The organism is Methanobrevibacter oralis, assembly GCF_001639275.1.
GTDB lineage: Archaea > Methanobacteriota > Methanobacteria > Methanobacteriales > Methanobacteriaceae > Methanocatella > Methanocatella oralis.
In genome coordinates, this window is the sequence record NZ_LWMU01000048.1 from 114,037 (window position 1) to 126,685 (window position 12,649).

At 30.5% G+C, this 12,649-nt stretch carries 14 protein-coding genes and 1 pseudogene; 3 read left to right on the forward strand and 12 right to left on the reverse strand.

Going from position 1 to position 12,649, the window contains the following annotated elements; all coding sequences use genetic code 11:
* Positions 1-5: 5 nt before the first annotated feature.
* Positions 6-1,226, reverse strand: a complete 1,221-nt coding sequence (locus MBORA_RS02835) for a phosphoglycerate kinase (RefSeq protein ID WP_042692127.1) — start codon at positions 1,224-1,226, stop codon at positions 6-8.
* A 45-nt stretch (positions 1,227-1,271) separates the two neighbouring features.
* The gene (gene tpiA, locus MBORA_RS02840; RefSeq protein ID WP_042691448.1) at positions 1,272-1,940 is read right to left on the reverse strand and encodes a triose-phosphate isomerase; all 669 of its coding nucleotides are present in this window, start codon (positions 1,938-1,940) and stop codon (positions 1,272-1,274) included.
* Positions 1,941-2,042: 102 nt separating this feature from the next.
* Between tpiA and twy1 the strand changes: the two genes are divergently transcribed.
* Positions 2,043-2,957 carry a 4-demethylwyosine synthase TYW1 gene (gene twy1 / locus MBORA_RS02845; RefSeq protein ID WP_042691450.1) on the forward strand — a complete coding sequence of 305 codons (915 nt, stop codon included), beginning with the start codon at positions 2,043-2,045 and terminating at the stop codon, positions 2,955-2,957.
* A gap of 8 nt (positions 2,958-2,965) precedes the next feature.
* Here twy1 and MBORA_RS02850 read toward each other — a convergent pair whose 3' ends face one another.
* The 6 genes and pseudogenes from MBORA_RS02850 to MBORA_RS02875 all read right to left on the reverse strand — a co-directional run.
* Positions 2,966-3,631, reverse strand: a complete 666-nt coding sequence (locus MBORA_RS02850; protein ID WP_042691453.1) for a flavodoxin family protein — start codon at positions 3,629-3,631, stop codon at positions 2,966-2,968.
* A gap of 12 nt (positions 3,632-3,643) precedes the next feature.
* Positions 3,644-4,750: an ADP-forming succinate--CoA ligase subunit beta gene (gene sucC / locus MBORA_RS02855; RefSeq protein WP_042691457.1), complete on the reverse strand. Its 1,107-nt coding sequence runs from the start codon at positions 4,748-4,750 to the stop codon at positions 3,644-3,646.
* Between the two features lie 9 nt (positions 4,751-4,759).
* The gene (locus tag MBORA_RS02860) at positions 4,760-5,305 is read right to left on the reverse strand and encodes a 2-oxoacid:ferredoxin oxidoreductase subunit gamma (protein ID WP_042691460.1); all 546 of its coding nucleotides are present in this window, start codon (positions 5,303-5,305) and stop codon (positions 4,760-4,762) included.
* Between the two features lie 9 nt (positions 5,306-5,314).
* Positions 5,315-6,181, reverse strand: a complete 867-nt coding sequence (locus tag MBORA_RS02865; RefSeq protein WP_063720204.1) for a 2-oxoacid:ferredoxin oxidoreductase subunit beta — start codon at positions 6,179-6,181, stop codon at positions 5,315-5,317.
* Positions 6,182-7,309, reverse strand: a complete 1,128-nt coding sequence (locus MBORA_RS02870) for a 2-oxoacid:acceptor oxidoreductase subunit alpha (RefSeq protein ID WP_063720205.1) — start codon at positions 7,307-7,309, stop codon at positions 6,182-6,184. It abuts the gene before it with no gap.
* A gap of 80 nt (positions 7,310-7,389) precedes the next feature.
* Positions 7,390-7,581, reverse strand: a pseudogene (locus MBORA_RS02875) (4Fe-4S dicluster domain-containing protein); the annotation flags it as partial.
* A gap of 115 nt (positions 7,582-7,696) precedes the next feature.
* On the opposite strand from MBORA_RS02875, the gene MBORA_RS02880 reads away from it, so the two are divergent.
* Positions 7,697-8,188 (forward strand): fumarate hydratase C-terminal domain-containing protein, encoded by a 492-nt coding sequence (locus MBORA_RS02880; protein ID WP_063720206.1) that lies wholly within the window; start codon positions 7,697-7,699, stop codon positions 8,186-8,188.
* 9 nt (positions 8,189-8,197) lie between these two features.
* Here the strand turns inward: MBORA_RS02880 and MBORA_RS02885 are convergent, their stop codons facing one another.
* A complete protein-coding gene (locus MBORA_RS02885; protein WP_063720207.1) occupies positions 8,198-8,932 on the reverse strand; it encodes a peptidylprolyl isomerase in 735 nt (244 codons plus the stop codon).
* Positions 8,933-9,083: 151 nt separating this feature from the next.
* Between MBORA_RS02885 and MBORA_RS02890 the strand changes: the two genes are divergently transcribed.
* The gene (locus MBORA_RS02890) at positions 9,084-10,178 is read left to right on the forward strand and encodes a DUF763 domain-containing protein (protein WP_063720213.1); all 1,095 of its coding nucleotides are present in this window, start codon (positions 9,084-9,086) and stop codon (positions 10,176-10,178) included.
* Here MBORA_RS02890 and MBORA_RS02895 read toward each other — a convergent pair.
* Genes MBORA_RS02895 through MBORA_RS02905 form a run of 3 tightly spaced genes read right to left on the reverse strand, consistent with a single transcriptional unit; the run spans position 10,175 to position 12,558 of the window.
* Positions 10,175-10,714 carry an RNA methyltransferase gene (locus tag MBORA_RS02895; RefSeq protein ID WP_042691467.1) on the reverse strand — a complete coding sequence of 180 codons (540 nt, stop codon included), beginning with the start codon at positions 10,712-10,714 and terminating at the stop codon, positions 10,175-10,177. The genes MBORA_RS02890 and MBORA_RS02895 overlap by 4 nt on opposite strands.
* A 21-nt stretch (positions 10,715-10,735) precedes the next feature.
* Complete coding sequence (gene cobS, locus MBORA_RS02900; protein WP_042691470.1) at positions 10,736-11,518, reverse strand: adenosylcobinamide-GDP ribazoletransferase; 783 nt, start codon at positions 11,516-11,518, stop codon at positions 10,736-10,738.
* 2 nt (positions 11,519-11,520) lie between these two features.
* Positions 11,521-12,558 (reverse strand): phosphatidylglycerophosphatase A, encoded by a 1,038-nt coding sequence (locus MBORA_RS02905; RefSeq protein WP_042691472.1) that lies wholly within the window; start codon positions 12,556-12,558, stop codon positions 11,521-11,523.
* Positions 12,559-12,649: the final 91 nt, after the last annotated feature.

Genomic DNA, 12,649 nt, shown 5'->3' on the forward strand with positions numbered 1-12,649 from the left:
ATAAATCACTTTTTACTATTTTTTAGAGCTTCAACAGCAGCTAATTTTTTACCGGCTAACATACTAATACAAGCTCCGCCACCACTACTTACATGACTCATTTGGTCTTCACAACCAAGTGCGGCAGTAGCAGCTGCAATATGTCCTCCACCAATTAGGGAAAATCCTTTAGAAGATGCAATTGCGTTAATTAAATCTTCAGTACCCATTGAAAACCTAGGATCTTCAAATACTCCTGCAGGACCATTAGCAAATATTGTTTTTGCATCACGAATTTCTTTTGCATAACAAGCGATTGTTTCAACACCTATATCCAATATTGCTTCATTAGATAACTCATCAATCGAAACATCAGCTCTTTCACCATTTAACTCAATAGCTGCATCAATTGGATATTTAATTTTATCACCAAATTTATCGATCATCAATTTAGCTTTTTCAACCATATTAACATGACCTCTACTAATTATAAACTGACGATTAACTTCCCCAATATCTGCACCAGATGCCCATAAGACAATGTTTCCCACAATACCCGTAGTTAAAATAGAATCAGCAGTTTTATTTTTTAATACATTTTCCATGACTTCAATAGAATCTTCAGGTTTCATTCCACCTAACAAAAACACACAAGGATGTTGTACATTATCTAATGCTTCTTGTATTACAGTTAACTCTTTTTCCATTACTCTACCAGCAGCTGAAGGAGTATTAACAGTGAACCCCACTAATGATATGTGTGATCTATGAGCTGCTGCAAATGCATCATTTACAAAATAATCAATAACAGGAGATAATTGTTTTACAAGAATTGTTTTTGACTGTTCTTCTGGACTTTTTGAAATAGTTTCTTCAGCAAAAAATCTTACATTTTCCAAAAGTAAAATTTCATGATTTTTCATTGATTTAATAGCTTCTTTAGTAACATTGGAAAAAATAGAATCTATATATTTTACTCTTAAATTTAATAAAGCAGATAATGCATCAGCATGGTGAGAAAGTGTTGTAAAGTCGTTTTTACCTGGACGGCTTTGATGTGCAAGAATGACAACTTTGGCTCCTTTATTAGATAATTCTTTGATTGTTTGAGCATGTAAATTTAATCTAGTGTCATCTAAAATAACCCTAGAACCTGGATCTACCGGAGAATTAACATCAACTCTAACAAGGACAGTTTTACCTTCAATATCAAAATCATCAATAGTATTAAATTTACCAGCCATTATTTCACTCAAATAAATATATATCTTAATATATTAAAAAAGATTCTTTTATAATTTACTTACCAAATCAAGTAATGCTTTTTTCGGACTTTTAGCTTTTATAATTCCTGAAGCAAGCAATACTCCATCTGCACCTAAATCTATTGCTGCTTTCATATCATCCCCAGTAGTTATTCCTGCACCACATAAAACTTTAATATTCCTATTAATATCTTTAACTTGAGATACAGTCTCTTCAACTATTTCCGGTTGAGCTTGGGACACCGGAATTCCAGTACCAATAAGTTCAGGTGGTTCAACAGCAACTGCTTCAGGAGATAGACAAGAAATCGCTTTTGAAGTGGCAATATTATTAGTACATACGCAAGAGTCTATTTCATGTTCCTTGCACAACTTTATGGCCTCATAAATATCTGCTAATTTCATCCTATTTTCAGAATGATTAATTAAAGAACCACTGATTCCAGACTCGATAAATGGGTCAATTAAATTATGCCCAGTATTCCCCCCAGGTGAAACTGGATCAATGTGTTGAGCAAAAATTGGAATCGAAGTTTCTTCAGATATTCTATAAATATCAATTGCTTGTGGAGCAGCAACCATTGTGATTCCTGATTCATTAGCAGCACTTTCTAAATCATGTGCTAATTCTAATGCTTTAATTCCACTTGATTCTAAATAAGTTTTATAATTTAAGATTACAATTGGTCTATCCATATTAGTCTCCCCAAATATATTTTAATAATATTTTAATTTAACCAAATATTTAAATTATTATAAAAATCAGATATGTAAATAGAAAAGAGGGTTTTAATAAAAATGTCACTAACAAAAGAACAACAAAAAAAGTTAGAAAAAAGTGGATATAGATTTGTTGGCAATAATGGACATGCTGCTACAAAAATCTGTCACTGGACTAAACAAAGTATACTTGATAAAGGGGTTTGTTATAAAGAACAATTTTACGGTGTTAAAAGCCATAGATGTTTGCAAATGTCTCCTGCTGTACCTCACTGTCAACAAGAATGTGAGTTTTGTTGGAGAGATTTAAGTTATACCAATACTGATTGGGATGGAAATTATGATGATCCTAAAACCATTATTGATGGAGCAATTAATGCCCAAAACAATTTACTTTGCGGATTTTTTGGAAATGACAAAGCTAATCGTGAAAAATTAGCCGAATCAAAAACACCAACTAATGCAGCTATTTCACTTGCTGGTGAACCTACACTTTATCCTGAAATTGATGAATTAATAGCTGAGTTTAATCGTAGAAATTTTACAACTTTTTTAGTGAGTAATGGTCAAAATGTAGATAAATTGAAAAACTTATCTGAAGATCCATACCAACTATACTTATCCTTAGATGCTCCTACAAGGAAAACCTATAATGAAGTTTGTAGACCTCAAATAATGAATGGTTGGGAAAATTTAAATGAATCATTAGAAACATTAGCAAGTTTTAATACTCGTACATGTATAAGAACAACCTGTGTTAAAGGAAGAAACATGATTAATCCAGAATTATATGCTAAATTAATAAAAAAAGCTAACCCCAAATTTGTAGAAATAAAAGCATATATGTGTGTTGGATATTCAAGAGAAAGATTAACATTAGGTAATATGCCAACATTTGACGAAGTTGTTGATTTTGCATGTCAAATTGGTGATGAATGTGGTCGAGAAATTACTAATGAATCAGAAATTAGTAGAGTAGTATTACTGGAATAAAAATAACTTCATAAAATCTTTTGAGCATCATTAGCTATTTTAATTCCAATATCATAAGCATTTTTTAAATCTTTAGGAAATTGCGTTTTTCTAACTTCAGCTTTATGCTCTTCGGAAAATATACTTGATACATATTTTGAATAATCACTAAATTGATAAGTATCACATGAATACATTCTATAAGGTTTTGTAAAAATCATTTCTAAAGGCCATTCTGTTCTATCAAATAACAAATCATAACCCACGTTTTCAATATTATCTTCAGTGGCATTCATAGTATAAATAAATGCTAAAGGCATTCTTTTTGGAGCTAAAGATTCTCCTTTACCATCATAAACTAAAAATGGAAAAATAAATCTTTCTAAAAAACACCTCATAACTCCAGTAACATCCCCAAAATAAATTGGAGAACCTAACACAATTCCATCTGCTTCAATTATTTTATTTAAAATTGGTTTAAAATCATCTTTATAAACACATTTTCCATAATGACGTCCATTAACCCTTTTACAAGCAAAACAACTTTTACACCCATTAAATGGAATATCATATAAATTTATGTATTCACACTCTGCATCTTGAAGGACACTTTTAATAGCCTCTAAAGATCTATTAAGAAGTTGTGCGGTATTGCCCTCTTCACGTTTACTCCCATTAATTGCATAAAACTTCATAAAACCCACAATTTATTTTAAACTATCACATAATTCAACAGCTTTTTTAGCAGCTTTTTCCATTGAAACCTCATATGGAATTCCAGCTTCCTCTAAAAGTTTTTGACCTTCTTCTTCATTAGTTCCAGTTAACCTAATAACAATGCCAACTTTTCGCTCATTATCATCTAAAGCTTTAATTACTCCACGTGCAACATCATCTGCTTTAGTAATCCCACCTAACACATTTAAAAATACAACTTTAACCGGATCATAATTTAATACAATGTTTAAAGCTTGGTTAATAATTTGGTCTGATGCTCCACCACCAATATCTAAAAATGTTGCAGGTTTACCACCATTAAGCTTAATCATGTCCATTGCAGTTAAAGTTAAACCAGCACCATTACCAATAACAGCAATATCTCCATCTAATTTAACAAAGTCAACAGCTTTTTTCTTATAATGTAATAAGTTAACTAAATCTTGATGTCTATATAATGAATCATTATCAATGACTAATTTGGCATCAGCAGCAATTAATCCATCAGAAGTTAAAACCAATGGATTAATCTCAGCAGTATCTGCATCATACTTGACAAATACATTGTAGAGTTTCCAAATTACATCACCCATAGCTGAAATTAAACTAGATTCGACACCCATTTTACGAGCTATTTCACGAGCTTCATAAGGTAAAAATTCAATTAAAGGATTAGGATAATATCTAATTATTTTTTCAGGGTTGGTTTTAGCTAAGTTTTCAATTTCAATACCCCCTTCAGAACTTGCCATGATAACGGGTCTTCTTTTAGCTCTATCAATTGAAACACTTATGAAAAATTCATTAATAATATCTGCGCGTTCTTCAATTAAAATATGTTTTACTTTTTCGCCTTTTATTTCTAACTTTAAAACATCATCTGCAACTTTAAAAGCTTCACCTGGATTTTTTGCAAATTTAACTCCACCTGCTTTGCCTCTACCTCCAGTTAAAACTTGTGCTTTAATAGCTACTGGAACACCCATTTCAGAAGAAATTTCCATAGCTTCCTCTGGAGAATAAGCAACATGTCCCTCAAGAATATTAATTCCTTCTTGATTAAAAACTTGTTTTGCAATACTTTCAAAAAATTTCATGTTAACACCTTAAATTAGATTATATCCTGCTTCAAATGCAGCAGTGTTTTTATCTTCAGTTCCCTTTGGAACACTATCTAACACAGAATCAATAGCTGCTTTTTTTGATATAACCTCAGTAATTTTTGTAATAGCACCAACCATAACAATATTAGCTACAATTTTAAGACCAATTTCATCTATTGCAGTTTTAGTAGCTGGAGCTTCATAAACTTTAATATTACGATTATCAATGAATTCTTTAACATCATTAACATCAGTTGTAGTTGGATCAACAATCAAAATCCCTTCATCTTTTAAATCAACTATATATTTAATTAAAGCTTCATTAGACATAGCGATTAAAATATCTGGACTTTGAACTTTAGGATATTCAATAGCTTTATCACTAATAATAACTTCACACTTAGAAGCTCCTCCACGAGCTTCAGGACCATAAGATTGAGTTTGAATACTTTCTTTATTGTCAAAAATTGATGCTGCTTTAGCTAAAATAATACCTGCAAGAATGATTCCTTGACCTCCAAAACCACAGATTCTTATTTCTTTTCTCATATTATTCACCTAAAATTCATCTTTATATGCAGAATTAATTATGGTTCTGCTTCCAGATTGTTCTATACTTAATTTATCAATATTATTTGTGAATTCATCTTTTTCTTTTTTAGCAAATTCACCAATAACAATTTTACCTTCTAAATCTTTTTCTCTCATCCTATCAGCAGCTGCTTTAAATACAGTATTTGCTTTTGAAATAGCTGCCATAGCAGTTGGTGTTCTAAGCTTATTTTTACGACCATAATAAGTAGGACATAAAGTTACAACTTCAACAAATGAAAAACCTGGATTTTTTAAAGCATCTTTAATTGAAGTAATTAAATTTTCAATTTGAACAGTAGTCCACCTTGCAGAATAAGTTGCACCGGCAGCTGCAACAAGTTCTGCTAATTTAAATGGTGAATCTTTATTTCCATAAGGAGCAGTAGTTCCAAGACTACCTTTAGGAGAAGTAGGACTAATTTGACCACCAGTCATGCCATAAATATTATTATTAATGCAAATAACAGTTAAATTAATGTTTCTTCTAGCTGCATGAATCAAATGATTACCACCAATTGATGCTGCATCACCATCCCCAGTAAAAACTACAACATCCAAATCTTTATTAGCTACCTTTAAACCAGTTGCAAAACTTAATGCTCTTCCATGAGTTGTGTGAAGAGAATCACAATTCATATAACCTGGAATTCTTGAAGAACAACCAATACCTGAAACCATAGCTACATTTTCAAAATCCATTTCAGCTTTTTCCATACCTTTAATAAAAGCATTCATAATTGTACCATTTCCACAACCTGGACAGAAAATATGAGGGAGCCTATCTTTCCTCATGTAAGAAGTAAATTTATTTTTAATTTCTTCTTCAGACATCTAATTTCCTCCTATTTTATTGATTTCAGATATTATTTCATCAGGAGTTGGTAATAATCCACCAATTACACCCATTAAATGAACATTAGCTTGTTTTTTAACTACACGATCAATTTCATAATACATTTGACCTAAATTCAATTCTACAACAAGAACATCTTTTGCATTAGCTGTTAGTTTTTTAATTTCTTCATCAGGAAACGGCCATGGTGTATCAATTTTAACATAACCCACTTTTTTACCAGCTTCTCTTAATTTTGATACTGATTCCATTACAGATCTAACCGGAGAACCATAAGAAACTATAACGATATCTGCATCTTCACAGTCTTTAGACTGAACAGAACAAATTTTATCCTTATTATTTAAAATTTTATCACATAATCTCTGAACAAGTTTTCTGTGAGTTTCAGGAGTGTTTGTATCTGGATAACCTTTCTCATCATGAGTTAAACCTGTTACATGAATATTAAATCCATCACCAAATGTTGGCATTGGAGTTGTTCCATTTTCAATGTTTTCAAAAGGTAAATAATCTTTATTTTCTGGCCTTTTTCTTGGGACAATTTCAATATCATCACTCACAACAATTTTTTCCCTCATATGCCCTACAACTTCATCAGCCATTACAAATACTGGAATTCTGAATTGTTCAGCCAAGTTAAATGCATTGATTGTAAAATCAAAGAATTCTTGAACACTTGATGGTGCAAGTACAATTGGTTCATAATCACCATGTGATCCCCAGCGAGCTTGCATCATGTCTGCTTGAGAAGTCATGGTTGGTTGAGCTGTAGATGGAGAACCCCTTTGAACATCTATAATTACAATAGGAGTTTCAGTCATAAATGCATAACCAATATTCTCTTGCATTAATGATAGTCCCGGTCCAGAGGTCGCAGTCATTGATTTAGCTCCACCCCAAGACCCACCAATAATAGCACCTGCAGAACCTATTTCATCCTCCATTTGGACAAAAGAACCTCCTACTTTTGGAAGTTCACGAGCTAAAGTCTCTGCAACTTCAGTAGAAGGAGTAATGGGATATCCTGCAAAAAATCTACAACCGGCAATAATTGCTCCTTTAGCACATGCCTCATTTCCTTGAATAAAAAACTCTTCAGACATTATAACACCTATTTTCTCCCTTTTGAAAATTTAGGATTGAAAGTATTATCTTTTTTCCCAACCCACCAATTTTTATTAACATTGACCGTGATTGCTTGATCTGGACAAACCACCTCACAAACTCCACAGTTAGTGCATCGCTCTCCAAAATTAACATAAGGTAATTGAATTCCTTTTTTGTTAGTTTCAGGAGATATAGCATAAACATTTTGATAGCACATAAACAAACAAAGGTGACAACCTTTGCATAACTCTTCATCGATAATAATCATTTAAATCTCCTAACATATACCAATCATAAATTAATATAAAGCAAATTTATATTTATTATTAAACATTTAAATATCTTATTATAAATCATGATAAATTAAAAAAAAATAGGATAACATGAAAAAAATAATAACCCCCATTAAAGATAAAGACCTTCTAAAACTTAATGTTGGAGACCAAATTAGTATCTCTGGAATTATATACACTGGTCGTGATGCAGCATTACCACAACTAGTTAAATTAATAAAAAACAATTCACTTGATTTTAATCTCAAAGGTGCAGCTATAATGCATACTGCTGTTAGTGATGCCGGAGTTGCCCCAACAACAAGTAATAAAGAAGAAATTGAATCTACAATCCCATTTTTAAGTGAAAATGGAGTTAAAATTCACATTGGAAAAGGAAAGTTAAGTGAAAATACAGTAAAATCTTTAGAAAAAAACAATTCAATATTTATAATAACACCTCCTGTTGCAGCATTATTAAACAGTAAAGTACTTAAAAAAGAATGTGTTGCATTTGAAAAAGAAGGCATTGAAGCCATGTATAAATTAAAAGTGGAAAATATTCCTGGAATAGTAGCTATTCACAAAGGAAAAAGTATTTAAGAAGAAGAATTATTCTTCCTCTTCATCTTCTTCGTTTTCTTGAGCTTCTTCAAACTCATCAATGAAATTAACCTTTGTAATCTCTTCAATATTTTCCCATATGTCTTTAGCTATTTTAAATCTAGCAAAAGTAATATCCATATAAGATTTTTGATCGAATTTAGCCATTTCGTCTAATTTTATGTTTACAACATCATCTTCAATATTAATTTGAGTTTTATCTAAATCAACATTAGGATTTGAGTAGTGTAACTCAATCATGCTTTTAATTTTTTCTTCAACATCATCAATGATTTCAGTTACTTCAACATCATAAATTAAGTCTTTTCCAGCTAATTCGTGGTTGAAATCTACTTTTACTCTTCCACCATTAACAGTTAAAATTTTACCAGTAGACCCATTAGAAGAAATTTTCATTCCTGGAACTGGATTCATACCTTGTTTTTTAAATTCTTTCATAGGTACAAGTTGGACTAATTTAGAGTCACGAGGACCAAAAGCATCAGCAGCTTCAACTTCAACATGTTTAGTGTCACCAGCTTCTAATCCTTTAATAGATTCTTCAATAGCAGGTAATAAATGATTTCCCCCTACAACAATTGGAATTGGTTTGTAAGTTTTATTTTCTTCAAAAATTCCAGCTTCTTGAGCAATTTCATCATAAGTAGTATCAAACACATCATCAGTTTCTTTAACTTTTCCAGTAAAATTTACTCTAACAAAATCTCCATCATTAATTGCCATAAATAATTACGCTCCTTAATTTTGATAAAAAATATATATTAATAATATAACAAACAATATTTCTATAGTAGATTACATATAAATGTTTGTTTTAGTACTTTGCAATTGCTCTTACCTAAACAATTTTAATAATTTAAAACAAAATAAAGTCATGCAGAGAAAAGGAGTTGTCAACCTACCATTACACACAGGTCATCCACCAAAATGGTTATTTACACGAATGGTTGACCTATCGAAAGCAATAGCTTCAGTTATAATTGAGGAATATAGCTTAAATGAATTCATAAATAGACTATCTAATCCATTTTGGTTTCAAGCTTTTTCTTGTGTTTTAGGATTTGACTGGCATTCCTCTGGAACAACCACCACAACATTAGGAGCTCTAAAAATTTCATTAAGTCCTGAAGAACATGGAATATACCTAAGTGGTGGAAAAGGTGCTAAATCTAGAAAAACACCAGAAGGTATAAAACATGCAGGAGAAATGTTTAACTTAAAAACAAAAACTACAGAAAAATTAATAAAAACTAGTAAATTATCAGCAAAAATAGATAATTCATGTATACAGGATGGATTCATATTATACCAACACAATTTCTTTATAACAGAAACCGGAAATTGGGCAGTAATTCAACAAGGGCTAAATACAGAAAATAAATATGCTAGAAGATATCATTGGATGGGTGAAAATGTTGATAAATTATTAGAAAATCCCCACAGTGGAATTTCCTGTGATTTAAAAAATCCACATACATTAAACATGACTGATAAAGAAAGTAAAGAAGCTCAAAAGATTAGTGTTGATTTGATTAATGATAATCCTAATCATTTAAGACAATATTTCAAAAGAAAAAATAATCAAATGCTTTTAGAGGATTTTATAATGCCAGAACATCATCCTATTTTAGATACGGATTTAAGTGATGAAGAATTTGAAGTTTTAAAAAAAGCATATGAAATTCAAGTAGAAAACTATGAAGAATTAATTTTACTTAAAGGAATTGGTCCTAAAAAAATAAGAGCACTAGCTTTAATTTCAGATTTAGTATATGGTGAACCAGCTAGTTGGAGAGATCCTGTAAAATATAGTTTTACACATGGAGGAAAAGATGGATTTCCATATCCAGTTGATAGAGAAGTATATGATAACTCAATATCTACAATGAAAGATGCTATTGAACAAGCAAAAATAAAAAAAGATGATAAATTAAAAGCCATTAAAAGATTAGATGACTTTATATCCTAACGATTTTCATTATAGACATTTACATTTTTACCATTAACTGTTGGAATTACTTCAAAAACTGGATTTTCAAATTTTAATTCAAATTCAGAGCCATCCATTAATAAATGTTGGAATACTGCTAAAGATGAAACTTCCGAATGAGGTTGAGTAGTTACAGACACGTTCCAATCTGCACTTTTATAAACATTACTTGGAACTTTAGAACCTCCAACAATAATCAAAATATCAGAATTACTATTTTTTACCTCATCTGCAATTTCATGAGCTTGTGAACCATACATTGTTAAGTGAACTACTTTTCCACCATCATCCTTCCATTTATTAATAACACCCATTGTACTATCAGCATATTCAACTTCAAAATACCCACCCCATCTAGAAGCAGTGTCTCTTACATTTTCCATGAGTTTATTATCACGTTCTCCTGCAAGATAAATTTTACTAGCTCCAAATGCACGGGCCGTAAGACACACATGAGTCGTAATACGTGTATCCCTTTTTAATCTATGATCAAGTCTTAAAACATTAACCTTCATTTTATCATTAATTATTATTGACTATAAAAAATATAAACTTATTGACATGAATAATAATGCCATTAAACGTCCAACTTCATTAGACATTCCAAGTACATCACCATTAGCATGGACAAAATTTTTTTTAGCAATGACAGCTATTAAAAATCCAGAAAGTATAGATCCAACAACCCCTGCTAGACCAACAAAACCACCAAGCATAAAAGCGATTATTGCAACAAATATTGTAGAAACTATATAATTGATTTTATTAGTTGCCAATATAAAATAGCTTCCAATTCCTGGAATTAAAGGTTTAGACATTAAAGCTGTTGTTAAAAGTGAAGTTTTAGAAAGCATTTCACAAATAATAACCCCATAAATAAAATGATAATCTAAAATATTAAATATTCCTGCTATTGTTAAACTAGCCACTAAAAATAATGTTGCAACTCCCCCAGCACCAACAGAAGAATCTTTCATTACACTAATCTTTTTATAAGGACTTCCATGAACCATGACCCCATCAGCCATGTCCATTACTCCATCTAAATGATTATATCCAGTAATAATCATGAAAAAACAATAAACAATAACCGCTGAGAAAAATGTATTTAAATGTAGGATATCAAGGCAAAGAAAAGCACAAATAGCTGCTAAAATACCGACTACCAAATGGATAAATGGCCAAAACCAAGTTAATCTAGTCATATATTCAATAGATGTAAATACATTAACTGGCAATATTGTTGAAAATGTTACGAGTCCCCAAATAGATTTAGTAGCTGAAAACTCTTCATCTTGAAAATAATTATCTTCTTCCATGTTTACTCCTCAAATATTTTTGACATGCATCCTGCTATTAGTCCTGCGAAAATATCATCTAACATCGGTGGAAGACCATGAATAATTCCTGGTTTTGCTTCATCGTATCTTTTAAAGTTAAAAGTTGCTTTAGTTCCAGCAATCTGATTAGAAATAGCTAAACCTAAGACTTCATCAGTATACAAATAAGCTGGATCATCACTTATATCAACTTCCCTTATTCTCCCACCAGTTAAATCTTGTTCAGTCCTCATTGCAGCAACTAAAAGAGCAATAACGTTAATATCTGTTAAGGATTTAAGAATTTGAGCTTCAAGTTTTTCTCTTATCTCCCCCGTAGCTTCAACGCCAGCTATTAATTCTAATCCAGCATCAACTAAATCTCCAATTAAAATCCCCTCTGAGACAAAATAATCTAAGATTCCAAAGTTGAGTTTTAATTTTTTAAATGCATCTTCTAGGTTAATTTCAATTGCATCACTAATAATTATATTTAATTCATCAAAATCAACTTTATCAAAAGTATCATCATTTGAAGAAACATTAGCTAAAACTGCTAAAAAATCATTGGTATTTAAAATATTTTGAATATGAATCGGTAAAGCTAAGCTTGATAAATATTTAGATTTAGCTTTTGAAATTAAGTTATATATTTTAAGTAAATCCTTTTTTGATATTGCTTTATTAATATAAACTACATTACTTAAATTAATTCTAGCATTTTCAAAACCTTTGTCTGTATTAACTACCTGTAATTTATCTGTAAAATCCTGAACAAACAAATCATTTTCCATGAATGTCAAGATAGTCAAATCATCATAATTGTTTGAAAAATAATCTATTGAGTTAACTTTTTGAGCGATAAATGCATCATCATTATCCTTTGGGTTGAAAATACTCATATCTTTAACAATGTTAACATTTTCAACAACATCAAAACCATTACTAATCGTAAAATCATTAATAGCCAAAAAATAATTAGGATTATTAATGCAAATCCCATAATCTTTTTCTATAATATTTATGTTATTGCTTTGCATGATTTGGATTTTATATTTTAAATTTAATAAATATTTACATGATTATCTTTAATTTTTTATTGGTAATTTTTAAAATCAAAGCTAAATTATA